This is a genomic window from Streptomyces sp. Wb2n-11 (genome assembly GCF_001049855.1).
Taxonomy (GTDB): Bacteria; Actinomycetota; Actinomycetes; order Streptomycetales; family Streptomycetaceae; genus Streptomyces; species Streptomyces altiplanensis.
Genome location: NZ_CVPB01000004.1, coordinates 25,366 through 50,375, shown reverse-complemented (window position 1 = coordinate 50,375; position 25,010 = coordinate 25,366). Strand labels below are relative to the sequence as shown.

The 25,010-nt window shown below is 68.9% G+C and carries 14 protein-coding genes and 5 pseudogenes; 8 read left to right on the top strand and 11 right to left on the bottom strand.

What is annotated here, in order from left to right; all coding sequences use genetic code 11:
• The first annotated feature begins 10 nt into the window (after window positions 1-10).
• From BN1555_RS35660 to BN1555_RS35640, 5 genes and pseudogenes are all read left to right on the top strand, one after another.
• Complete coding sequence (locus tag BN1555_RS35660) at window positions 11-2,092, top strand: flotillin family protein (RefSeq protein ID WP_093804111.1); 2,082 nt, start codon at window positions 11-13, stop codon at window positions 2,090-2,092.
• Between the two features lie 81 nt (window positions 2,093-2,173).
• Window positions 2,174-6,918, top strand: a pseudogene (locus BN1555_RS35655) (DNA repair ATPase).
• Between the two features lie 135 nt (window positions 6,919-7,053).
• Window positions 7,054-7,440 carry a transposase gene (locus BN1555_RS41835; RefSeq protein ID WP_369689047.1) on the top strand — a complete coding sequence of 129 codons (387 nt, stop codon included), beginning with the start codon at window positions 7,054-7,056 and terminating at the stop codon, window positions 7,438-7,440.
• 1,277 nt (window positions 7,441-8,717) lie between these two features.
• A complete protein-coding gene (locus BN1555_RS35645) occupies window positions 8,718-9,299 on the top strand; it encodes a carbonic anhydrase (protein ID WP_093804109.1) in 582 nt (193 codons plus the stop codon).
• 17 nt (window positions 9,300-9,316) lie between these two features.
• Window positions 9,317-10,879: a SulP family inorganic anion transporter gene (locus BN1555_RS35640; protein ID WP_093804194.1), complete on the top strand. Its 1,563-nt coding sequence runs from the start codon at window positions 9,317-9,319 to the stop codon at window positions 10,877-10,879.
• 556 nt (window positions 10,880-11,435) lie between these two features.
• Here BN1555_RS35640 and BN1555_RS35635 read toward each other — a convergent pair.
• From BN1555_RS35635 to BN1555_RS39435, 5 genes are all read right to left on the bottom strand, one after another.
• A complete protein-coding gene (locus tag BN1555_RS35635; protein WP_093804108.1) occupies window positions 11,436-13,070 on the bottom strand; it encodes a flavin-containing monooxygenase in 1,635 nt (544 codons plus the stop codon).
• A gap of 135 nt (window positions 13,071-13,205) precedes the next feature.
• On the bottom strand, window positions 13,206-14,456 hold the full coding sequence (locus BN1555_RS35630) for an MFS transporter (RefSeq protein ID WP_255306523.1): 1,251 nt from the start codon (window positions 14,454-14,456) through the stop codon (window positions 13,206-13,208).
• Complete coding sequence (locus tag BN1555_RS35625) at window positions 14,453-15,031, bottom strand: glycine-rich domain-containing protein (RefSeq protein ID WP_093804107.1); 579 nt, start codon at window positions 15,029-15,031, stop codon at window positions 14,453-14,455. Before BN1555_RS35625 ends, BN1555_RS35630 begins: the two co-directional genes overlap by 4 nt.
• A 73-nt stretch (window positions 15,032-15,104) precedes the next feature.
• Entirely contained in the window at window positions 15,105-16,331 is a 1,227-nt protein-coding gene (locus BN1555_RS35620) for a hypothetical protein (RefSeq protein WP_093804106.1), read from the bottom strand.
• A gap of 94 nt (window positions 16,332-16,425) precedes the next feature.
• The gene (locus BN1555_RS39435; protein ID WP_176710352.1) at window positions 16,426-16,578 is read right to left on the bottom strand and encodes a hypothetical protein; all 153 of its coding nucleotides are present in this window, start codon (window positions 16,576-16,578) and stop codon (window positions 16,426-16,428) included.
• Window positions 16,579-17,308: 730 nt separating this feature from the next.
• Between BN1555_RS39435 and BN1555_RS35615 the strand changes: the two genes are divergently transcribed.
• Together BN1555_RS35615 and BN1555_RS35610 are read left to right on the top strand one after the other, a co-directional pair.
• The gene (locus BN1555_RS35615) at window positions 17,309-17,593 is read left to right on the top strand and encodes a hypothetical protein (RefSeq protein ID WP_093804105.1); all 285 of its coding nucleotides are present in this window, start codon (window positions 17,309-17,311) and stop codon (window positions 17,591-17,593) included.
• Window positions 17,590-17,985: a PIN domain-containing protein gene (locus BN1555_RS35610; protein WP_093804104.1), complete on the top strand. Its 396-nt coding sequence runs from the start codon at window positions 17,590-17,592 to the stop codon at window positions 17,983-17,985. The genes BN1555_RS35615 and BN1555_RS35610 overlap by 4 nt, the downstream gene beginning before the upstream one ends.
• A gap of 642 nt (window positions 17,986-18,627) precedes the next feature.
• Here BN1555_RS35610 and BN1555_RS35605 read toward each other — a convergent pair.
• The 5 genes and pseudogenes from BN1555_RS35605 to BN1555_RS35575 form a co-directional block, all read right to left on the bottom strand.
• Window positions 18,628-19,221, bottom strand: a pseudogene (locus BN1555_RS35605) (isochorismatase family protein).
• 116 nt (window positions 19,222-19,337) lie between these two features.
• Window positions 19,338-20,023, bottom strand: a pseudogene (locus BN1555_RS35600) (DUF1524 domain-containing protein).
• A gap of 337 nt (window positions 20,024-20,360) precedes the next feature.
• Window positions 20,361-21,059, bottom strand: coding sequence for a tectonin domain-containing protein (locus BN1555_RS35590; protein ID WP_093804102.1), 699 nt, complete (start codon window positions 21,057-21,059; stop codon window positions 20,361-20,363).
• A gap of 605 nt (window positions 21,060-21,664) precedes the next feature.
• A pseudogene (locus tag BN1555_RS41090) lies at window positions 21,665-21,825 on the bottom strand (IS256 family transposase); the annotation flags it as partial.
• A gap of 609 nt (window positions 21,826-22,434) precedes the next feature.
• Window positions 22,435-23,259, bottom strand: a pseudogene (locus BN1555_RS35575) (transposase family protein).
• Window positions 23,260-23,439: 180 nt separating this feature from the next.
• On the opposite strand from BN1555_RS35575, the gene BN1555_RS35570 reads away from it, so the two are divergent.
• A complete protein-coding gene (locus BN1555_RS35570) occupies window positions 23,440-23,835 on the top strand; it encodes a VOC family protein (RefSeq protein ID WP_093804100.1) in 396 nt (131 codons plus the stop codon).
• Between the two features lie 25 nt (window positions 23,836-23,860).
• Here BN1555_RS35570 and BN1555_RS35565 read toward each other — a convergent pair whose 3' ends face one another.
• Entirely contained in the window at window positions 23,861-24,652 is a 792-nt protein-coding gene (locus BN1555_RS35565; RefSeq protein ID WP_093804099.1) for a transposase family protein, read from the bottom strand.
• Window positions 24,653-25,010: the final 358 nt, after the last annotated feature.

Sequence of the window (25,010 nt, the reverse complement as noted above, 5' to 3'; positions counted from 1 at the left end):
GGGATTGTTCATGGATGCCATCACCTGGGGCATCGGCGTGCTCGCGGCCGTTGTCCTGCTCATCGCAATCGCCATGCTGTTCGTGATCAGCCGACTGTTCCGCAAGGTGGAGCAGGGCAAGGCGCTGATCGTGTCGAAGATGCGCAAGGTCGACGTCACCTTCACCGGGCAGGTCGTCCTGCCGGTGCTGCACAAGGCCGAGGTCATGGACATCTCGGTGAAGACCATCGAGATCTCCCGCACCGGCCGGGACGGGCTGATCTGCCGCGACAACATCCGTGCCGACATCCGCATCTCGTTCTTCGTACGTGTCAACAAGACCTCCGAGGACGTCATCAAGGTCGCCCAGGCCATCGGCACGGCGCGCGCCAGTGACAAGGCCACGCTGCAGGAGCTGTTCAACGCGAAGTTCTCGGAGGCCCTGAAGACGGTCGGCAAGCAACTCGACTTCACCGACCTCTACACCAAGCGCGAGGAGCTGCGGGACCGGATCATCGAGGTCATCGGCACCGATCTGAACGGCTACAGCCTGGAGGACGCGGCGATCGACTACCTGGAGCAGACGCCGCTGTCGCAGCTGGACTCGAACAACATCCTGGACGCCCAGGGCATCCGGAAGATCACCGAGCTGACGGCCGTCGAGCATGTCCGGACCAATGAGTTCCGCCAGCACGAGGAGAAGGAGCTCACCCGGCAGAACGTCGACGCCCGCGAGGCGATCCTGGAGCTGGAGCGCCGCCGGGCGGACGCCGAGATCAAGCAGAAGCGGGAGATCGAGACCGTGCGAGCCCGGGAGGAGGCGGAGACCGCCCGCGTGGTGGAGGAGGAGCGGCTGCGTGCGCAGAGCGCCTTCCTGAAGACCGAGGAGCAGCTCGGCATCCAGCGCGAGAACCAGGCCCGCGAGGTTGCCGTCGCGCAGAAGAACCGCGAGCGTGTCATCGCCATCGAGAACGAGCGCATCGAGAAGGACCGTCTGCTCGAAGTGATCGCCCGGGACAGGGAGACGGAGCTGAACCGGATCTCGGCCGAGAAGGAGGTCGAGGCGGAGCGCCGTGAGATCGCCGAGGTCATCCGGGAGCGCGTCGCGGTGGACCGTACGGTCGCCGAGCAGGAGGAGTCCATCAAGAAGCTCCGCGCGGTCGAGGAGGCCGAACGCCACCGCCAGACCGTGGTCATCGCCGCCGAGGCCGAGGCGCAGGAGCGGCTGGTCAAGGACATCAAGGCCGCCGAGGCCGCCGAGCAGGCCGCCGTCCACCGGGCGGCTGAGGAGCTGACGCTGGCGGAGGCCCGCAGCAAAGCCGCTGACATGGACGCCCGAGCCAAGGTGCGTTTCGCCGAGGGCATCCAGGCCGAAGCCGCGGCCGAGGGCCTGGCGGCCGTCCAGGTACGGGAGAAGGAGGCAGACGCCATCGAGAAGGCGGGGCATGCCGAGGCCGGGGCGACCGAGGCCCGGCTGCGCGCCGAGGCGGTCGGCACGCGCGAGAAGGCGCTGGCCGAGGCCACTGCCATCGGCGAGAAGCTCAAGGCCGAGGCCGCCGGTCTCACCGAGAAGGCCGCCGCGATGGCCGCGCTGGACGAGGCGTCCCGTTCGCACGAGGAGTTCCGGCTGCGGCTGGAGGCGGAGAAGGACGTCCGGCTCGCGGGGCTCGACGTACAGCGCCAGGTCGCCGAGGCGCAGGCCACGGTTCTCGCCACCGGCCTGGAGAACGCCGAGATCAACATCGTCGGCGGCGAGTCCGCCTTCTTCGACCGGATCGTCGGCGCCATGTCGCTCGGCAAGAGCGTCGACGGCTTCCTGCAGCACTCCCAGACCGCCCAGGCGCTCGCCGGGCCGTGGCTGGACGGCTCCGCGTCCTTCACCGAGGACCTGACGAAGGTATTGGGCTCGGTGTCCACCGCCGACGTGCAGAACCTGACCGTGTCCACCCTCCTGATGAAGCTCATGCCGGCCGGCTCCGGGCAGCTGGACGAACTGATCGGCAAGGCGCGGCGACTGGGGCTGGCCGACATGCCGGTGGCCGGACTCGCCGGGCTGAAGGACACCACCGGGCTGAGGGACACCGCAGGGCTGAACGGAACAGTCAAGGGCTGACGCCCGGTTCAACAGCTTCCGGGGCTGCCGCACGGGGGCGGCAGCCCCGGAATTCATCCACCGACACGAGGGAGCTGGACAGTGACTGGGACCGGGACGGGAAGCGGCCTGGACGCCGGTACGTACGAGGTGCTGCGCGACCGCCTCGGTGACCGGGCCGACGAGCTGGCCCGGCGTGCCGGAGCGCTCAACAACGCCCGCATCACGGCCTTCGGTTCCACCGAGCTGGCACTCGCCGGCGCCGAGCACATCCGTACGGAGCGGAATGTCGTTGCCCGCGACATCATCGCCGTCGGCGACGCGCTGCTCGTTGGCTATGAGGCCCCTGCCTCCGACGTCCTGGCCCTCTACGACCGCGACCTGAACCGTCTCCCGGACGAGACGGTGCCCGGTCTGCTCGACGACCCCGCCTTCGTACACGAATTCGACGCACTGCACCGTTACTTCCAGGGAGCGCGACTCCTCCAGCTCCGCCATGTCGACGGCAAGCTGCTGGCCGTGTTCCGGACCGGCGAGCAGGCCGACGACATCCGCGTCCTGCGCTGGTCGCTCCCCCCGTCCGGTGAAGTGCGGTTCCTGGACGCGCGGGGGAGCGTGACCACGTCTTCCCTCCGTCGCACGACTTCCCCTGGTCCGAGACGAGCCGGGACGATCACGTCCTGGGGCGCCACCCGCACATCTCCATCGCCAACAGCGCACTCTTCGTCGCGACGGTGGGCGGCTCCCTCACCGTGAAGACCGAGGACGACACGGAGACCGGCGAGGGCGTACACAGCGAGCCCGTCGACGAACCCCTGCAGTCACTCGCTGACGCCGAGGTGGCGTACGCGGTCGTCGGAGCCCTGATACTGCTGCGTGTCCGGCCGTACAAGGAGCAGATCCGACGCTACCTGGTCTTCAACACCCTCACGAAGTCCGTGGTCCGGCTGGACGGCATCGGACAGTCCTGTCGCCGGCTGCCCGACGACCAGGGCATCGTCTTCCCCGGCGGCTACTGCCTCGCCACGGGGGTGGTGAAGACTTTCGACACGGCGGACACCTCCGGCCTGGAGTTCGAGCGCGCTGTCCGCTCACCCAACGGCGAGGACGTGCTGTTCGCCTTCCACCACCGCGCCGAGGGTCACACCCTCCTGCTCCCGTACAACCTGATCCGCAAGGAGGTCGCGGCCCCGCTGTCCTGCCACGGCTACGCCCTCTTCGACGACGGCGGCCTCACCGTGCTGCGCGCCGAATCCAGCGAGCCCGCACGCGTGCACCCGGTCCAGGTGTGGCGGACACCCTACGTCTGCGACACCTACCCGGCACCCGTGGCCGACGGGCCCCTCGCGCGCATCGGCAACGCCGACCTCGTCCGCGGGATCTCCGGCTGCCTCGCCATCGCCCGGCAGGCCGCCGAGACCACCGCCACCAGTGAGCTGTACGAGGCTCTGGTCGCCGCCTGCGCGCGAGCCGCCGACCGGTTCCACTGGCTGGGCGACGCGGACGCCGGGGATCTGCGCACCCCGTTGGAAGGGGTGCGGGCCACGGCCGAGCAGGTGCTGACGGAGTTCGAGTCCGTACAGTCCCTGACCCGGCAGGCCATCACGGCACTCACCGAATTGTCGGAAAGCCTTCAGCGTCTGGTCAGGCGGATCCGAAGCGAGGCTCCCGCCACCGCCGAGGAGTGGATCGAGCGCATCTCGGAGCTGCGCCGGGCCCAGGGCCGCCTGGTGACTCTGAAGGAGATGCGTCACGCGGACACCGAAGCCATCGAGGCGCTCGCCGAGGAAGCCGAGGCCCACATCGTCTCCACCGCGCAACGGGCGGTGGCCTTCCTCCAGCGCGACGACACCTTCGCCGCCCAGCACGCGGAGGTGGAAAGCCTGTGCGCCGGCGCGGAGGCCATCGCCACGGTCGCCGAGGCCGTTCCCGTCACCGAGCGTCTGGACGAGCAGGTCTTCGGCCTCCAGACTCTCACCGAGGTGGTCGCCGGACTGGACATCGGTGACGCCACCGTACGCACCACCATCCTGGAGCGGATCGCCGAGGTGCTGGGCGGCCTGAACCGCGCCCGCGCCACCCTCGCGGCCAGGCGCCGGGAACTCCTCGACGGGGAGGGCCGGGCGGCGTTCGCGGCGGAGTTCGCCCTGCTCGGCCAGTCGGTCACCGGCGCACTGGCCGCAGCGGAAACCCCGGCAACCTGCGACGCGCAGCTCGCACGGCTGTTGCTCCAACTGGACACCCTGGAGTCGCGCTTCGCCGACCACGACGGCTTCCTCGCCGAGATCGCGGACAAGCGCGGTGAGGTCCACGACGCGTTCTCCGGCCGCAGACAGACACTGCAGGACGCCCGCGCCCGGCGCGGGGAGCGCCTCGCCGGGTCGGCCGGCCGCGTCCTGGAGACGATCGGCCGCCGGGCGGCTGCCCTGGACAGCCTCGACGCGGTCAACACGTATTTCGCCTCCGATCCCATGGCGGCGAAGGTCCGCCGCACCGTCGAGGAGTTGCGCGAGCTCGGAGACCAGGTGCGGGCGGAGGAGCTGGAGAGCAGGCTGAAGGCCGCCCGCCAGGAAGCGGGCCGCGCGCTGCGGGACCGTACCGAGCTGTACGCGGACGGTGGCGACACCATCCGCCTGGGCACGCACCAGTTCGCTGTCAACACGCAGCCCCCCGAACTCACGCTCGTACCGCACGCGGACGGAGGTATGGCCTTCGCGCTGACCGGTACGGACTACCGGCGCCCGGTCACCGACACCGACCCGGAGTTCGCGGACACCCGCGCCTACTGGGACCAGCTCCTGCCGTCCGAGAGCACGGACGTCTACCGGGCGGAGTACCTGGCGGCGCGACTGCTGGCAGAGCACGGCATCGCGGGCCTGGCCGCAGCAGACTTGGCGGAGCTGGTCCGCGAGGCCGCGGAGTCGTCGTACGACGAGGGATACGAACGCGGCGTCCATGACCACGACGCGGCGGTCATCGTCTCCGCGCTGCTGGAACTGTACGAGCAGGCCGAGCTGCTGCGTTACCCCGCCGCCGACCGCGCCGCCGCCCAGCTGTTCTGGGCCCACGGGACGACGGCGCAGGCGCGCAAGGCATGGACGCGCGAAGCGGCATCCCTGGTGCGGGCGCGGGAGACGTTCGGGACGGCCCCGGCACTGGACCTGCTGCGTGCCGACCTCGCCGAGGCGGGAGCGCTCTCCGGCCTCGCCACCGAGTATCTCGTGGAGGAGTTGCCGACCGGCGAGTCGTTCGCGACTGGTCCGCAGGCCCGCACGCTCCTCGAAAAGTTCCGCCGGGCCGTCGGCTCGTCGCCGTACGCCGAGGACGTGCGCGACCGGCTCGCCGACGGGAACCCGGGCGCCGCGCGACGGCTGGTGGAGGGCTGGCTAGTCTCGTATGCCGCCTCCTGCGGCGAGGACGTCGACACCGGCGACCTCGCCGAAGCCGTGGCCATCGAGGTCTGCCCGGACCTGGCGCGCTACGACGTGGCAGGCTCCCTGACCGCCAGGGCGGAGGGCTTGCTGGGTAGTCACCGGAGGATCGGCCGGAACCGCACCCTGGTCCTACGTCTGGACGAGTTCCTGGCCAGGACCGCCGACTTCGCCCAGCGGGTGGTGCCCGGCTTCCGCGCCTACCAGCAGCGCAGGACCGCCCTGGTGGCTGCCGAGAGGACCCGGCTGCGCCTGGACGATTACCGGCCGCGCGTCATGCCCTCCTTCGTACGCAACCGCCTCGTCGACGAGGTGTACCTGCCTCTCATCGGTGACAACCTCGCCAAGCAGCTCGGTGACGCCGGTGAGCGCAAGCGGACCGACAACAGCGGACTGTTGCTGCTCGTCTCGCCGCCCGGCTACGGCAAGACGACCCTCATGGAGTACGTCGCCGACCGCCTCGGGCTGCTCCTGGTGAAGGTCGACGGACCGGCCCTTGGCCACAGCGTCACCTCGCTCGACCCGGCGGAAGCACCGAACGCCACCGCCCGCAAGGAGTTGGAGAAGGTCAACTTCGCGCTGTCGGCAGGCAACAACGTCCTGCTCTACCTGGACGACATCCAGCACACCTCACCGGAGTTGCTGCAGAATTTCATCCCGCTGTGCGACGCCACCCGTACGCTGAACGGCCACAATCTGCGAGGTAAGCGCTTCGCGGTCTGCATGGCCGGCAACCCCTACACCGGGTCAGGCGGGCGCTTCCGCATTCCCGACATGCTCGCCAACCGCGCCGACGTCTGGAATCTCGGCGACGTCATGACCGGTAAGGAGGACGTCTTCGCGCTCAGCTTCGTCGACAACTCCCTCACTTCCCACCCGCTCCTCGCTCCCCTCGCCGGGCGTGAGCACGCCGACCTCGACTTGCTGGTGCGCCTGGCTGCCGGGGACGTCAGCGCCAGCCGTGAACGGCTCATCCACCCGTACCCGCCGGCCGAGCTCGACGCCGTTCTCGCGGTCCTGCGCCACCTGCTCACCGCCCGCGAGACGGTCCTCGCGGTCAACGAGGCGTACATAGCCTCCGCTGCCCAGTCCGATGCCACCCGCACCGAACCGCCTTTCCAGCTCCAGGGCTCGTACCGCAACATGAGCAAGATCGCGGCCCGTATTTCCCCTGTCATGAATGACGACGAGCTGGCCGCTGTGATCGACGACCACTACACGGGCGAGGCCCAAACTCTCACCACTGGAGCCGAGTTCAACCTGCTCAAGCTCGCAACTCTGCGCGGCAGGCTCACCGAGGAGCAGGCTGCTCGCTGGACCGATATCACGGCGGTGCACGCCCGCGTACAAGCACTCGGTGGTACAGGAGACAACGGCTTCGGACGTGCGGTGGCCGCGCTCGGTCTGCGATGCTGACGGGTTCGCCCGGGAAAACTTCATCATCGACTTCGAGCGCCGCGAGGTCACCTGCCCCAACGGACAGGTCAGCGGCAACTGGAACGAGCTTCCCCCGATGGCGCCCTTTACCGTGGTTCGGTTCGACAAACGGCAGTGCGACCTCTGCACCGAGCGGCCCCCGTGCACCCGAGGCACCGCCCGGACAGTGAACTTCCTCCCCGTCACCTGCACGAACTGCAGGCACGGAACCGTGCCGACCAGCACGATCCGACGTGGCGTCGGCTCCATGCCTCCCGCTCGGGTGTGTGGGTCACCATGAACGAGATCGTCAACGGCCACCGGATGCGCCGTTGCCGTTACCGAGGCACAGCCAAAACTCACCTCCAGCACGTCCTGACAGCCATCGCCGTCAACATCGAACGCCTCAGTACTCAGGAACCCACCGACACCAGCTGCCGGCCCCGCCCTCCGACCGTGTTCCAGCAGTACCTCGACACCCGCGGACTACCCCGGCCCCGCTGGTGGCGCCAAAGACGGTGACCCTCGAAACCCAAGATCCCCGAAGGACATCTTCAGGTGCCTCAAGCGCTTCGTCGCGCGAGAGGTCTACCGCCGTCTCACCAGCGGTTCCAGCGGCCCGATCGGACCTTCTCCTACAGCTTGACGATCTATAGAAGCTTCAGAGTCACTCACTGAGTGGACGCCACCCGATGTCGTGCATCGCCACTGGATGCAGAACATCGTGTGTTCCACTCGGTGGACGATGCCCCGGCATCGTCACCACAACCAGGCGCCTGAGTGCCACACCCGGGACAGAGCACGCGCGTCGCGGCGCACGGCCGCGTTACCGATCCGGTTCCGCCCAGGCCGGGCCGGCGCGACTGTCCGGCGGCCAAGCGGCACCGTCCGGTGTCCCGGAACCGCCGCCACTGCTTGCGCAACTCCAACTTCTTCTCGCAAGGTCGCTTGTTCGGTGCGGGGAAGGTGGGCAGCGGCTTCCACACGAAGTCCCACCCATCTCCCCCACCGCCCTGCCCCGCGACGTCCACTGAATCGTCGGCACGCCGTGCGGGCGTCTGCGCCCGCACCCGTGTCCCGGCCCGGACAGACCGCGTCCAACCGTGTCCGCCCGGTCCGACCGTGTCCGCCAAGGGTCGATTCGCGCCAACCATTTGCGGTTTTCAGGCTCTCTTAGCCCTCGAAACGTTGAGTTAACCCTGCAAACGACTTTGCCGGATAAAGTATTTCTTGACCAGCCGTTGACCAGATATTGACACGTGCTCGGGTGCGAACTACCGGAGGGGGGCACATGTTCCGTGCTGTGACACCCCGGACGACGACCGGGGACCTGACGTCCGCCCCGTTCGCCTCCGGTTCCTCGCACCCCTCACGTCCTTCGCATCCGCGCACACCGTCCGCTCCCCAGAGGCCCGGAGTCAGGCCGAAAGTGATCCTGCCGCGAAGGCGTGACGCCCCGGAACACCCTCTACCGGGAAGGCGCTGCGCGACGAGGTCGCCCTCTGCCGCGCCATCGGCCGTTCCCACGGCCTCGGCGGGCCTCCGGCGCACCCGCGACCGGCTCCGCATCGCGGACGCCGTCCCGGGAGCGCCCGCCCGTCCGCTGCTGACACCGAGTCTGTCGGCGATACAGGAAACAGTCCGGTCCGGCGCCGCCACCACCGCGCTCCGAGACCGCCGCCGGCCCGCACCCCGGCCGCGCTCCAGGTCTTCCGCTGCTGAGCAACAGAGACTCCGCCCCGTCCCCGTCATGCAGGCCCGACGCGCCCCTGCTGCGCGCCAGGAGGAGTTACCACACCATGCAGTCCCTCATCGACAATGCCCGCACGTTCGGACAGCGCCCTGAGGAGTTCGCCCGCCTCGCCGAAGGGCAGTCCCCCGACGTCCTGTTCATCACCTGCTCCGACTCCCGGGTCGTTCCGGCTCTGATCACGGGTGCCCGGCCCGGCGAGCTGTTCGAGCTGCGGACCGCGGGCAACATCGTCCCGCCGTACGCCTCCGCGCACCCCACCAGCGAGGCGGCCACCATCGAGTACGCGGTGGAGGTGCTCGGGGTGAGGGACATCGTGGTCTGCGGCCACTCCCACTGCGGGGCCGTCGGCGCGCTGGTGCGCGGTGACGACCTGACCCCCGTACCGGCTGTGCGCGAGTGGCTCACGTACGCCGCCGACGAACCCCGGTGCGCCGACAGCGGCGACCCGACGGTGGCCGAGGCGGTGCAGAACCACGTCCTGACCCAGGTGCTGCGGCTGCGCTCGTACCCGCGCGTCGACAAGCGCTTGGCGGACGGCCTGCTGGGACTGCACGCCTGGTACTACGAGGTGCACACCGGAACCGTGCACGCGCACCAGGCGGGGTCCGACACTTTCGAGAGGCTCTGAGGGGACCGGTGACCGCCATGAACGTACTGTCGAAGTTCCCCTACTGGCGGCAGGACTTCACCGCCTCCCTCGTCGTCTTCCTGGTCGCCGTGCCACTGTGCGTCGGTGTGGCGGTCGCCTCCGGGGTCCCGGCCGAACTGGGCCTGGTCACCGGTATCGTAGGGGGCATCATCACCGGGCTCATGCCCGGCAGCAGCCTCCAGGTGTCCGGGCCCGCCGCCGGCCTGACCGTGCTGGTCTTCGAGGCCGTCAGCGAGTTCGGGGTGTCCGCGCTCGGCGTCATCGTGCTGGTCGCCGGACTGCTCCAGCTCGTCATGGGCTTTTCGAAGGTGGGCCGTTGGTTCCGCGCGATATCCGTCTCCGTCGTCGAGGGCATGCTCTGCGGCATCGGCCTGGTGATCATCGCCGGTCAGATCTACGCGGCGGCCGGCCTGAAGGCGCCCGACACCGGCCTCGGCAAGATCGCAGGGCTGCCAGGAGCGGTCACCGACACCCTGAGCAGCACCGCGGCCCTCACCTCGCTCGCGATCGGTACGGGAACCATCGCCGTCATCGTGCTGTGGAAGAGGATGCCGAAAGGAGCGCAGGCTGTTCCCGGCGCCCTCGCGGCGGTGCTGTTGGCCACGGTGACCGCGCTCGTCTTCAGCCTGCCGGTCGCCACGGTCGAAGTGGAGGGGCTGCTCGGCGTGATCCAGCCGCCTGGCTCCGGGGCCTTCGGCGAGCTGGCTTCCCCAGCCATCTGGGGCACCATCGTCGCCTTCGCCCTGATCGCCTCCGCGGAGAGCCTGTTCAGCGCCGCCGCGGTGGACCGGCTGCACGACGGCCCGCGCACCCAGTACGACAAGGAGATGATCGCCCAAGGCGCGGGCAACACGATCTGCGGTGCGCTCGGCGCGCTGCCGATGACCGCGGTGATCGTGCGCAGCTCTGCCAACGTCAGCGCGGGCGCGAAGACCAAGGCGTCCCGGGTGCTGCACGGCGTATGGCTCCTGCTGTTCGCCGCCGCGCTGCCGTCCGCCCTGGCGCTGATACCGATTCCCGCACTGGCCGGCATTCTGATCCACGCGGGCTGGAAGCTGATCCCCTTCCGCCAGGCCGCGGCGCTGTGGCGTTCCCACCGGGGCGAGGCTTTGATCCTGGCGGTCACGGCCGTCTCCATCGTCGCGGTGAACATGTTCGAGGGCGTGCTGATCGGACTGGCGCTGTCCGTGGTCAAAACCGCCTGGGACGCCTCGCACACCAAGCTGGAGGTCATCGACAAGGGCGCCGGTCCCGTCCAGGTGTACCTGTCGGGCAACGCGACCTTCCTGCGGCTGCCGAAAATTCTCGACAGGCTGGAGGCTCTGCCGCAAGACCGTCCGATCGAGCTGGACCTCACCGGGCTGCACCACTTGGACCACGCCTGCCGCACGGCGCTGGAGAACTGGGCCGAGCGGCACAGCGAGGCCGGTACGGAACCCGTGAAGGTCACCGAACCTGACCTGGCCCCGGCAGCCGTGAAGGTCACCGCGACCCCAAGTGAGTTGCAGAAGGCCGCAGGTGGGAAACCTCCCGTGTACAACGGGGGTCCCAGGGGCTGAGCGGAGTGGGAGCCGTCGCTGTACGGCGGGCGCTTCACGAGAGGGGCGCGGTTGCGGCCGGTCCGGCCGTCAGCACGAAGGCACGTGGTCGGTAACGAGGTGGAGTGGGTTGTCGGCCCGCCCCGGGGCCGGCCGATGGCCTGGACGGCGGGTTCGCCGGCCGCGCCCCTCTTTCGCGGATCCGACCGTGTGCGACTCGCGGCCGGGCGCGTTGCACCCGCGCGTGCCCGCGGGGGTGCGTCGCACTCCCGCGACCCGGCGGGCCCGCACAGCCGGATCGGGTCGGCACCCGCATCCGGTACTCCGCCGCCTCGCGTCACCGCCCTCGTAGTCTCAGCCGGAGCAGCGTTTCCGTGGAGTGCCGACCTGTCGTCAGCGTGTCTCCCACCGGTTGAGTCAGCAGGATCCGGGCCCCCGGACCAGCGATGACGGTCACCGGGGACCGCGCGGCCGGCCCCGGCCCAAGTCACGGTGTTCCCCGTTCCGGCGCGCCGCGCCCGGCGGAACCCGGTGGAGCCCGTCACGCAACTGGGGTCGACGCCGCACCCGCCCGCGCTCAGGAGGGTGCGGCGGAGAGGACGAAGCCGGTGTAGCCGCCCCGGCTCACGGCGTCGCACTCCTCCCGGTACCGGTCCAGTCCGCCGGCATAGGCCAGGAACACCCGGGGTTTGCCCGGAACGTTCGCTCCTGTGTACCAGGAGTCCACCGCCGGGTAGAGCGTTCGGGCGGCGAGCTCTGCCACCCGCGTGCCCCAGTCCACCTCGGCTCTCGGGGTGGCGTCGATCTCCGTGAGCCCACGCTCCCGAAGGTGGGCGATGCAGTCGGTGATCCACTCGACCTGCTGTTCCAGGGACACCGCGATGTTGGTGAGCACGGACGGGCTGAGCGGTCCCAGGACGGTGAAGAGGTTGGGGAAGCCGGACGAGACGAGTCCTAGATAGTTCCGGGGGCCGTCCGCCCACTTCGTACGGAGGCTCACCCCGCCCTTGCCCACGATGTCGATGGCGAGCTGGGAGCCGGTCAGGGCGTCGAAGCCGGTGGCGAGGACGATCGTGTCGACGATGTGCTCCCCGTCCGAGGTCCGGATGCCCCGGGGCGTGATGGTCTCGATCGGTGTCGTGCGGAGGTCCACCAGCGTCACATGCGGCAGGTTGTAGGTGGCGTAATAGCCGGTGCCCAGGCACGGCCGCTTGGTCGCGAAGGGGAACGTGCGCGGGGAGAGCAGTTCGGCTGTCGCCGGATCGGTGACGATCGACCGGATCTTGGACCGGATGAACTCGGCCGCGGTCTCGTTGGCCGTCTCGTCGGTCAGGATGTCGGTGTAGGTGCGCAGCAGTCCGTTCAGCAGGCCTGAGTCCCAGGCTGCCTCGTAGGACGCCGTGCGCTCCGCCTCGTCCGCCTCCAGGGCCGACCGGGTCGGTGGCTCGAAGACGGTTCCTCCCCTGGACGACCGCTGGGCTTGCCTGAACTGCGGGTAGTGGGCCTTGAGTTCCTCGACCTCCATGGCGCGCAGCGGGCGATTGTGGGCCGGGAGCACGTAGGCCGGGGTGCGCTGGAAGACGGTGAGGGCGGCCGCCTCGGCGGCGATGACGGGGATGGCCTGGACACCGGAGCACCCGGTGCCGATCACGGCGACCCGCCGGCCGGTGAAGGAGACGCCCTCGTGCGGCCACTGGGCGGTGTGGTGGATCTGGCCCGTGAAGCTGTCGGCGCCCGGTGTCTCCGGGGCTTTGGGGGCGGACATGCAGCCCGTCGCCAGGATGACGAACTGGGCGGTGACCACCCGTGCGGTGTTCGTGGAGACCCGCCAGAAGTGTCTGTCCTCGTCGTACACGGCGCGGGTGACCCGGGTGCCCAGTACGACGTCCCCGCGCAGGTCGAACCGGTCCGCCACGTGGTGGATGTACCGCAGGATCTCCGGTTGGGAGGCGTACCGTTCGCCCCATTCCCACTCCTGGTCCAGTTCCGGGGAGAAGGAGTAGGAGTAGGACATGCTCTCTATGTCGCAGCGGGCCCCGGGGTACCGGTTCCAGTACCAGGTTCCGCCGATGTCGTCACCGGCCTCGAAGACCACCGCCGTCAGGCCGAGCTCACGCAGCCGGTGCAGCTGGTAGAGACCGGAGAGTCCGGCCCCGACCACGACGGCATCGACCGAGTGCGGGGCGGAGGGCGGGCCGGGGGTGGTCACCATCGGGGTTCTCCTGTTCTTCCGCGTCACCTCGCGGACCACGTGTGGAGTCCTGCGGTGCGAAGGAGGCGGCGTGGACGGTGGTGGTCTCGCCGTGACGGATGGCCGGACCGCGCCGCTGCGTGGTTCCGGCCCCTCTCACGGACTTCGGCCTCTCTTGCTCAGCGCCACCGCCGGAATCACCGCGAGGGCGAGGGCGCCCGCCGCCATCGCCAGGACCGGGTAGCCGCTGCCGCCGGCCACCGGGCCCGAGACCATGCCGCCCGTCGCGCCCGCCGCGGACATCCCCACGTCCGCCAGGCCCTGTACCGCGGCGCGGTTCTCGGCGGAGGTGGCGTCCGTGATCAGGGCCGTGCCGCCGAGCAGGGCCAGGTTCCAGCCGACGCCGAGCAGTACGAGCGCGCAGGCCAGCAGCGTGACGGAGGTCGGTGGGGCAAGGCCCGCGGACAGGCCTGCGCCCAGCAGGACGACGCCGGCCGTGGCGGCGACCCGCCGCCCGCCGATCCGGTCCACGAGCAGACCGCTCAGGGGTGACGGCAGGAACATCGCGCCCACGTGCAGGGCGATGACCAGACCCACCGCCTGCGTCGCATGGCCGTGGCCGGTCATGTGGACGGGCGTCATGGTCATCACGGCGATCATCACCAGCTGGGCAGTGATCATCACAGTGGCGCCGATGACGACACCAGGGGCACTGCGCACGGAGCCGTGGGGTCCGGCGCCGGGCTCGGCCACAGTACCGCCGGGTTGCTGGGGCTGTGCCGGGCCCAACGGGTCCGGGTGCAGCCACGGCAGCAGCACCAGCGCTGCTGCCGTGTAGGCCGCCGCCGCCAGCAGGAAGGGCCCCGCCAGTCGCGGAACGCCCCAGGCGTGGGCGAGGGTGCCGGTGGGGCCGATCAGGTTCGGCCCCGCGACCGCGCCCAGTGTCAGGGCGAACAACACGGTTCCGGCGGCCCGGCCGCGTCCCTCGGGCGGGGCGAGGTCGGCCCCCGCGTAACGCGCGAGCAGCCCTGTGACCGTACCCGCCCCGTACACGAAGAGTGCGGCCAGGAGCAGAACGGGCCAGCGCGCCGCAGCTCCGGCGACCACGCCCGCGCTGCCCAGCGCGGCGACTCCATTGCCGAGCAGCAACCCCAGGCGGCGCCCGAAGCGCTGACAGACACGCCCGAGGACGGCCGCTCCGAGGGCCGCTCCGACGGCGAACAGTGCGGCCGGCAGTCCGGCCAGGCTGGTCGAGCCGAGCAGGTCCTGGGCGAGCAGCGCGCCGACCGTGATGCCTGCCGCCATACCGGCACCGCCGAGGATCTGCGAGGCGACGAGCACCGTCAGAGCGCGGCGGCGTTGCCGGGAGAGGTCCGGCACAGGGACCGGTGGGGCCGTCCGGGTCACGCGTGGGTCTCCACCGGGGCCGTGGTGCCGTCGGGCGTCCGTGCGTCGTCGGCCAGGGCGGCTATTGCCTCCAAGGACATGCCGAGTTCGTCGTGCAGGAAACGCACGATCGTCCAGTGCGGCAGGGCGTCGGCGTCGAAGGGACCGAACGCGACCGTGTAGAGGGGAATCCAGCGCAGGGCCTCCTCTACGGCGGTTTCCCGTCCGGGGGCTTCCTGGTAGGCGTCGTAGGAGATGCTCCGGTGGTGGATGAAGTGACCGCCGGGCAGCCGGTGCTCGCACAGGTCGCGGTACTCACGTGTCTGCAGGATCAGGTAGTGCCATATCTCGTCGATGTCCTGCTCGACGGGGAGGAAGAGGCCGCCGAGCCGGTCGGGGTGGCGGGAGAGGAGGTAGAGGTAGCGCAGGCACTCGCGGACCTGGTGCCGTACGACGGACGAGGACGGAGCGTCGGGCTTGGCCGTGAAGTGCCGCACCACCTCATCGTGCAGATCCTGGCCGAGCAATGTCTCGACGTCGGGCACTTCTTGGGCGGGGGTGCCCGAGAGGGCGGCGGGTGCTGCGGATGTGAGCATGGGACTCCTGTCAGGAAGCCGTCGCCGGGCGTGTCGGACGCCCCGCGCACAGGCAGAGCCGGTACGGACGGGTTCAGGACGGGTCGGACCTGGTCAGCCAGGCGTACTTGCCGGATCGCCCGATGGGGATTCCGGTGCGGTGTTCCACCTGGCAGGCGCGCCCGGTCAAGGCGGTGACGGACACCGACAGCTCGGCCGTCTCGGCGGGTGACAGCGGCGCGTCGTCGAAGGTCGCGTACGACAGGTGGGATCCGACTTCGCCGGTCAGGTGCAACTGGTACAGGAAGACGCGAGTGCAGATGTCGGCGATACGGGCGTCGAGGTCGGCCTGGGAGACGGGGCCTCCGGGAGTGGGCAGCAGTTCCTTCTCCCGCCCGCAGAAGGAGACGATCCGCTCCGGGTCGGTGCTGCCGTCACGGGTGCGCACACAGTCGCCGGACCGGTAGCGGACCAACGGCATGTACGGGTTGCGGACGCTGGTGACGATGAGGCTGTGGATGCCGCTGTCCGGTTCCACCGGGATCAGCTCGACGCTCATGTCCTGCAGGTAGGGCTGGTAACCGCCTTCGGTGTCGCTGTAGAACAGGTAGCCGAGTTCGGTGCTGCCGAAGAGGTCGACCACCGGGCAGTCGAAGTGGGCACTCAGACAGGCACGGATGTTCAGCGGCGTGTACTCATAGGCGTGGACGATGCCGACCGGGCGGGGGAACGCGTCCCAGAGGCCCCATGCCGAGACCTTCCGGATCAGGTGCGCCAAGTGGTAGCCGGAGCAGTCCAGCAGATAGCCTGCGCCGGAGTGGGCGGTAGCGGCCTCGCGGATTTCGGCGAGCATGCGCTCGACCTCGTCACGGTCCCAATCGGCGGGGTCCAGCCGGAGGTTGAGATACAGCGTACGGTCGTCGAGCCAGCGTTCACCGGGAGTCGCCCCGGGCTTGCGGGCGTTCACCCGCGCCACGTGTTCGGTGGCGAGAACGGTGGTCAGTGAGACCCGCCGGGCGCCCGCGTGCCACGAGGCGCCGAGATCGGGGTGTTCGCTCCACAGGCGGTAGTAGGAGCGGAGCAGGAAGTAGGGCGGCCGGATGAGCTGCATGCGAGCGTGGTTGGTACCGGTGGACAGTACGAACTCGGCTTCTCCGGCCTCCAGTGCGCGGGCCAGCTCCGGGGTCATCCAGTTGTCGGGGAAGCCCCGGGCGATCTCCGGCTTCTCCAGGATCGGGAAGTGGCCGAGCTCGACGGAAGAACGGTAGATCGGGATGTCGCGCACCTTTTCCAGGACATCGGCGCTAGGCAGGCGGTTCAAGGGAGCTCTCCGGGGACGGGTCGACTGCGGGGAGGAGCGAGCGGGACCTGCCGGCGCGGCGACAGCCGCGCCGGCAGCGCGGAGCATCAGCGGGTCAGGAGATGCAGCCGCTCTTGGGGGCGGCGCTGATGCAGCCGCTCTTGGGCGTAGCGCTGATGCACCCGTCCTTCGCGGCCTGGGCGGAGTTGACAGCGACCCACTTGCGCCACACGGACTCCTCAGTCATGCGCTTGATGAGCTGTTCCATGGTGAAACCTCCCGGAGTGGCAGGAATGCATCATTTCTCATGAGGAAATGGTTTTGTGGCGATCAACCATCAACACCGAAAGTAAAGAGACGGTCAATCAATCGTCAATAGATCCTCTGCCGATTGGCCTGAACCACACCTCTCGCGCGCATCGGCCGACCGGGGACCGCGACCGCGTGTGCCGTTCGTACTCCAAGCCCTGCGACCGCCGCTCCCCAGGACCGCGGCCATGGGACCGACATCCGGGAAGCGTCCGAATCCACCCCATGACGACGGGCGCTTCCGCGACCGTTCGACAGCGGCTCGGTGACGGACTGGTCATGGTCCGCGTCGTCGACCGGACGGAAAGGCCGCAGCCGTCGGCAGCCCGCGAGACGCCCCCGAGAGCGTGCCTTCAGGGCGGTACCGCACCGGCCGGGCAGTGGCGGGCTGCCCACCCGGCGCAGAGTGCGGCACACGCCGGGCCGCCGAACGCCGACTCGGCACGCCGGTCCCGTCCGCCATCGCAGGCGGCCCTTCCGTTACGGCGCTGTGGCGCAGGAGGGCCCGGTCGGTGTCCCTCCGGATCAGGAACGGCATGCCGAGTCGCGCAACGACCGCCGAACCAGCCCTGGAAGGTCGATGAAGATCTCGGTGAGGGGCTGTCCGGCCGGGGCCGGCCGCAGCAAGGAATCAGGGATATCCCCGTCGATAACCACCAGCACAACTATAGGGCTGCTATGGTCTAGCTATGGCCAATACGACGATCCAGGTGACGAAGCAGACGCGTGACCACCTCGCTGAGCTCGCCGGGGAGCGCGGGCTGAGCATCGGCCAGCTCGTCGACGCACTCGCGGCCGCGGAGCCCACCGCCGCGCAGCGGGCCGAGCAGGTGGCGGCAGCCCGGGCGCATGCACGTGAGGTGATCGGCGTCGACGTCAGCGACGAGGAGTTCGCCGCACTCGATGTGCTCGGCAACTTGCGGCGGATCGCGGCGGAGAAGGTGCTGGCCATGCCGGGCAGGAACGCCGCGTGATCATTCTGGACACCAGTGCCGTGACCGCCCTCGCCTCGGGGCACAAGGCGCTCAACGCGCTCGCGGTCAACGTCACCGCGAGCGGAGACCGGCTCCTCGTACCGGCACTGTGCCTGGCGCAGGCCGAGGCCGACCACTCCGGAGCCTCCCGCGCCGTCCTCGGATACCCGTGCACCGAGGTCGAGCCGCTCGGGCAGATCGACGCACCGGCCGTGGGCACAATGTTCCGCGACGGCTACGGCGGCATGGACACCTGCCACGCCCTCTACACCGCACTGCGCCGCACGGGTACCGGCGGCATGCCGATCCTCCTGACCGACGACGAGAACCGCTACCCGCCCGGCATCCTTGCCATCGGCATCGACACCCCCGGCATGCTCGGCTTCCACTGACCATCGGTTCCCGGGCGAGCGCGGCAGCGGCCTCGTCCGCGCCCCGCGGCCGCCGACGCGATCGTGCGGCGATGGAAGCGGTGCCGCACCGGGGGGCACCTCCGGCAGTGAGGTGATCCCTGTGGTGTGGACACGCCTGGCAATGGATCTTGTTGATCCTGGAAGGTGTGGATCCACGTGGCGAGGCCCTCGAAGTACAGTGCGGAGTTTCGGTCTGACGCGATCGCGTTGTGGCGGGCCTAGGCCGGCAGGCGGACGTTTCGGGACGTCGCGGCCGATCTGAATGCCAACCCCGAGATTTTACGGTCCTGGGTGCGTGATGCCGACGCATCGCCGGCCGGTTCCGGAGTGCCGAGCGAACCGATCAACAAGGTGACACGCACCACGAGGCTTCCTCCACCGTCACCCGGATGTACCCGGCAGCCCCCTCCCTGTCCAACCGGACCACCGGCCATGCTCAGTCAGGTGGCCCGGCCCCCGGCTGCCTGGGGCCGGTGTCCTCAAGGCGGCTGGCTTTTCCGCTCCCCGCCAGCTCGGCTGGCTGAAGGGCCCCGGGCCCACAGGGGTGCGTCGTGGTGTCGGTTCTCGACAACACGAGTTTCCGTCATTCGGCCCTGGTTTCGCTCCGGGCTGATGCGGCGGCTACTGCGGTACGGGGGCCTCACCGGATACTGCGATGCCCGCCTGGTGGAAGTCGTCCACGGCTGCGGTGGTCGTGTCCGGGGCAACACCGACCGAGTAATCCAGGCGTACGTGTGCGCGGAAGCCGGCCTTCACGGCGTCCAGCGCGGTGGCACGTACGCAGTGGTTCGTGGCGATACCCACCACGTCGACGTCCTCCACCCCACGGGCGCGCAGCCAGTCCGCGAGAGAGGCCCCTTCCGCGTCGGCGCCTTCGAAACCGCTCTTGGAGGAGCTGTGGGCTCATTTGAAGAAGACGGCGCCGACCTTGCCACCGGCTACGGCGGGCGCGAAGTGAGCGTGGAACTCGCCACCTTCGTCTCCGACGACGCGGTGGACGGGAAAGCTGTCCTTGAAGTCCGGGCTCTCGGAGAAGTGGCTTCCCGGGTCGATGTGATGGCCACGGGTGGCGACGACGTACTGGTAGTCGCGGCCCGCGGTCCGCTCCACCAGTTCGGCGATTTTCATCGCGATCTGTGCGCCGCCCGCCACGGGAACGCTGCCTCCTTCACAGAAGTCGTTCCGCCCGTCTACGACGATCCAGCCTCGGCTCATGGGGAACGTCCTTCTCAGTGATGTTGGAACAGCGGTCGAGAACTGCCGGGGAACTTGGTGGCCCGGGCGGGAAGCGCGGTGCGACCGCGGCGGCGCCCAACAGCCGGCGGGCGCTGTTACGCGACCGGGGTGTACTGGACCACGGTGTCTTCGCAGGGGCCTTCGGCAAGGACCTTCATCGCGTCCATTTCCGTGGTGTCGGCGGTGAGCTACCAGCGGAGCCTGGTGTCCACCCACTCGCCCACGTACCGGCAGTGGGCATCTGGGGCCGGCCGCATCCACTGGGCCGGATCCCGGTCGGCTTTCTGCCGGTTCGTGCGGGCGGTCACCGCGACCAGCGAGGCGGCCGCGCCCTGGCCGTTCGCGTATGCCTCTCGCCCGACGGCCGTCCAGGCGTAGGCACCGGAGTCCCAGGCTTCGGCCAGGGGAACCATGTGGTCGATGTCCAGGGCGCCGGGGTCGGTGACCTCCTGGTTGTCGTAGTAGGACAGCCACCTGCCGCCGGTCAGCTTGCGCCCGGATCCCACGGTGGGGCCGCGGTCGCTTCGGCCGGCAGAACCTCGTTGCGGGTGTTGCACCCGTCGGCGAGGTCGCCGGAGTTCCAGTGCCGGAAGGACGAGCGGGTGTAGCCGGTGCGGTCCTCTTCGTTGAGCTGCACCAGGGCGACGGCGTCGGCGAGCGTGGTCACCTCGGCAATCCGCAGCCTGTGAGCGGCCTGGGCGGCCTGGGCGGGTGTGGATCCCAGGAGCGGGACGAGGGTGAGGGAGAGTGCACCGAAGCCGCGTAGCAGGTTCTTGATCACCCCCGCGTTCTGCCGGCCCGCTTGCCACCGCAGGCGCCCAACAGCCGTGGCTCACCCGCATGGACGCGGACATCCACCGCAGGAACGATTCGCAAGGCAAGGCGTCGAACTACCAGAAGGCCGTTGGCGGACCAGCCCTGAAGGTCACCAGTACCTACCCCTTGAGGAACCCACTCCGGGCCATGCCGATCAGAATGGTGATGCGCACCGCCCAGGCCGTCATGCCGACGCGCGGTGGCGGGCTGCTTGTGCACCTGCTGGACGGGGCAGGGAGGCGGGGCTCCGGCAGCATCACTGTTGCCGGGGCCCCGCCGCTTGCGTGGAGGAGGATGCCGGGTCAGCTGGGCTGGTCCCCGGTGTAGCGGTAGATGTTGCCGCCGGAGTTGACGCCCCAGACGGTACCGTCGGCCGCGGCACCGATGTCGCTGAGGGAGCCGGGGATGCTCACCCAGGGGCTGGTGTCGTTGTTGGTGTAGCGGTAGATCCCGCCGCCGGAGTTCACGCCCCACACGTTGGTCCGGGAGCCGACAGCGATCCGAGTCAGCGAGCCGCTGATCTTGAGCCAGTTCGTGGAGCTCTGGTCTCCGGTGTAGCGGTAGATGTCGCCGTTGCGGTTGACGCCCCACACGGTGCCGTCTGCCGCGGCGCTGATGTCGCTGAGGGAGCCGGGGATGTTCACCCAGGGGCTGGTGTCGTTGTTGGTGTAGCGGTAGATCCCGCCGCCGGAGTTCACGCCCCACACGTTGGTCCGGGAGCCTGCGGAGATCCGGGACAGCGAACCACTGATCTGCACCCAGTGTGTGGAACTCTGGTCCCCGGTGTACCGGTAGATGTTCCCGCCGGAGTTGACTCCCCATACCGTGCCGTCGATCCCGACACCGATGTCGCTCAGGCCCCCGGGAACAGACACCCACGCCTTGGTGTCGTTGTTGGTGTAGCTGTAGATCGCGTCGTTGGAATTGACACCCCACACGCTGGTCCTGGACCCGGCGTCGATCGCTTTCAGTGACCCGGAGATCTGCTTCCACTCAGCCATGTCGAACCCGTTCCTCTTGCCGGACGTTGCAAGAGAGTGTTTGGCGGGTGACAAGAGAGACTAAACGGCTGAATATTCGGATCATCGACCCAGATGATCTGAAAAGCGATGTTTAGCTCACCACCTCCTCCGCCCGGCACGGCCGATGGGCCGTCAGGCAGCGACACCGTTGGCCGGAACGGCCGTACCCCCTGAGGGGGATCGACGTACGGACCGCAGTATGCAACCCACAGTCAGCGTCATCAACGCGGGCCTGTCCAAGATCGCCTTGGGCAGGCCCGCGCCGCCGGCGGGAGACTTGCCCGACTCGGGTGCGCAAGCGCGAGAGCCAACCACCGCCGTTCTGCTCGAGCACCTGCTCCTGGCGCTCGCTGTCGACACGGTTCTGCCGTGTATCTCACGCCCGTAAGAAACCAGCGGCCCAATCACCCCAGGCAAGATCAATGTCCTGTCGTGATCCTGCCGCGCCCGGGGCTCACCGCGGCGATACCCCATTCGGGCTGGGGTCCGTCTTCAAGTAATCGTTCGTTGGTGGAGCATGGTGTCGTGATTCGTCGCCATGAACTGCCGGATGCCGAATGGGCATTGCCGCTGTTCTTCCCGGCGGGATCGTGTCTGTCATGGCCGAAGTGGTCGGTGATCTCGCCCTCGAGAGCGGACTCCAGGAGCCGTCTGGTCAGCTGCTGGAGCAGTCCGCCCTCGCCAGTCAGCTGCAGGTCCTCGGCCTGAGCCCGGCCACGAGTTCGTCGATCAGCCGGTCGTCCATAGATTTCGACGGCACCGCCTCAGATGGCTCGACGGTCTCGGCCTCGGTCACGTTGACGCTGGTCATCGGTGCATCCTCCATGATCGGGAGTTACACCGAACGATTTACAGTCCCGATCATCTTCGTGTCAGCCCCACGGCACCAGGTGACTTGCCCAGCCATGGGGAAACACATGGCGCGGGAGACGGGAAGAACCACGCGGCTTGGCATGTCCGCGAAACCGTATCAGGAGGAGGGGACGCAATGCCGACACCTTTGATGAGCCTGCTCCTGCTTATCAGTGTGGCGGCTGTGCCGACGTGCATCCTGGCGATCGTTCCCATGCTGAGGAACCCGCCCCGTTCGTGGTCCAGGATCTGTGCGGTTCTCGCCCTGATCTTTGCTCTCTCGGCTACGGCCGTGTATTGCTAAGGCTGGTTCTCCGTGGCCCTGGGGAGCTGTTCCCGGAGCTGTGCGAGGACACGAACGCGTCCGGCGCCCAGTTGGTGAGCCTGAAGCAGGATTACTGAGCATTTCCGATCTACCGTCGGGCGAGTGAAGATTGTTGGCGGTTGACAACGAAGACTGGGCCCTTCTCGGTAACGTCTCGTGACGGTTCGTGATCTTCGTTCAGGTGGTGCGGCCGTGTTCCATCTGGAGCAGGACGAGGGCGGCACGGGTGATCCGGGTGATCGCCTTGGGATCAAGGCTGACCCTGCGCAGAGCCTTGAAGGTCACCTTGAGCAGGGCGTTGGCACGTTCGGCCACGCCGTGGACGCCTCGGTTGACGGAGTTGAGCGCCTTGGCGTCGTCGGTGAGTTCGCCGCCCTTGGGTCTTTTGACCGGGTAGCGGAGGCCGGCCCCGGCGTTCTGGTAGCCGAGGTCGGTCAGGGTGGGGATGTTGAGGGTGTCGGCGAGCCGGTTCAGGGCGGCGATCAGGCCGTGGGTGCGGGCGCAGGTGGTGTCGTGCTCGCGGCCGGCCGGACCGGCGAGACCCAGAGCGGCCAACCGTCGGGTGCGGAAATGACCTGGACGTTGCCGCCGTGGTGCTTGTGCTTGCCCGACCAACCACAGGTCGGCCTTGTTCGGGCCGGGAGCGGTGACGCGATCGGTACGGATGACGGTGCCGTCGAGGTTGAGGTGTGTAAAGCCGGCCGCGGCTGCGCGCTCCGGTGCGGTGGACAGGTCCGGGGCGTGGTCGGCGAGCACGGTCAGCCCTTCGTGGAGGTAGCGGTAGGCCGTCGGGACGGAGACCCGGTTGTCGCGGGTGAGTTGAGTCAGCCGGTTACCGTCCAGGAACCGGCGCAGGATCAACGCGCTTTGTTTGAACGGCCCCAGGGCGCGGGTGCCCTTGCGGGTCCTGAGACGCTCGCGGTGTTCGAGCAGCAGCTTCGTGAAGGCCTCGGCAGTGGCCCGGCTGGCATCGAGCACGCCGGTGTAGGTGATACTGGTCAACGCGTAAAGCTTTTCGGTACCCGGAACCTGTTCTTCGCAGTCCTGTTCCTACCAGGGGCTTCTCGTGCATCTGATGCTGGGTCAATCCTGTTTGATGTCTCTAGTCAGGAAGATCTCGGATGCGTCGGACGGGCGGCATAGCCAATACTCTGAGCCCCGTCCGCACTATCTGGGAGAGCCGTGACAAGTAGGTTCACCGAGTTGGCCGTTGACTGCCACGAGCCGGAGAGGCTCGCGGCCTTCTGGTGTGAGGTCCTGGACTTCAAGGTGATCGACCGGAGTGAGGGCAAGGTCGAGATCGGCTCCTGGGTACCGACCGTCGAGGGTGTTCGGGCCCGACAGATGCCGCCCACCCTGCTGTTCATCCAGGTGCCCGGGGGCAAGAACGTGAAGAACCGGCTTCACCTCGACGTCAGCCCGATCGACGGCAGCACCGAGGACGAGGTGACCAGATTGCTGGGCCTCGGCGCCACCAAGACGGATGTAGGCCAGGGCTCAGACCGAAACTGGATGGTCATGGCAGACCCCGAGGGCAACGAGTTCTGCGTCCTACGCACCCTGGCACCGCAGAACTAGGCCGCGAGCGGGCACCCGCGCCCCGTCACACACCGCAACCGTCACGTTGCCGAGAAGACCTCACTGCGTGCGTGATTCCCGTGGCTTTGTTCGGGCTGATGCGGAGACGGTCGAGGACGCGCCACCGCTTGAGCTGGGCGAGGGGGTGCTCGGCTGCCGCCCGCGGCTTGGCGAGCGCGGAGTCGGCCTGCCGTTCCCAGCCGTTGTGTCCCTTTCCCCTGGGGTGCTTGATCGGAGTGCGGACGGTGCCGCCGGCTCCCTGGTAGCCGGAATCGGCGGTGGTCTCCACGTCGGCTGCGGTGACCGCTTCGACGATGCCGTCGGCGCGGGCGGCGGTCAGGTCGTGGGTGGAGCCGGGCCGGGCCCCGCCCAGGAGGACCAGCTCGCCCTCGGGTGCCGCCAGGGCCTGGACGTTCACGCCGTGGTCGCGGTGCTTGCCGCTGTAGAGCGGGTCCGGGTTCTGCCCGGTGGCCACAGTGGTGCGGCGCCAGGCCGGGATCAGGGTGCCGTCCAGCAGCGGACGGCGCCGCTCGCCGGAGGCGGCGAGGACCTGCTCCAGGGTCGGGGTGAGCGCGGCCAGGGCCTCAACCGCTTCGTCGACGTAGCGCCAGGCGGTGTCGGTGGAGGTGCCGAAGTGCTTTCCGGGCTGCTCAAAGGTGTCGCCCTTGGTCATCCGGACCAGCGCCGGGACCGTCTGGTCCCAGGGGGTGAGTATCCGCCAGGAGCCCTCGGCTTCATCCCTTCGGGCGGTGATCAGGTTCTCCAGCCAGGAAGCCAGGTCGGAGGGCACGTTCGGCGTGGCACGATAAGTGACCATCGAAACTCCCTGTTATGTACGGTAGTTGGCACTCCGCGCGACGACAGGGAGCTTCGCGCCGTTACGGCCGCACCCATCACCCGATCCGGTCACGATCGGAAGGGCTCACTACTTGTCCGCCATGACTGCGGCCCAGAAGAACGCGGTCGAGTCGAGGAGATCGTGGAACAGGCACAGGGCGACCTGGACCTCTGCGCGCACTCAGCCGCGCTCCGGCGAAAAAATCCGCGCGTGTTCCCCGGGCGACGCGACAGAAAGTGCGGCCCGCGTCGCGAGAGGCCGGGACATCTCTCTGCATCGCCCTGTTCAACCACCATCCAGGGCGAAATATCACCTGCCGGGACCCTCCGTCGCCCCT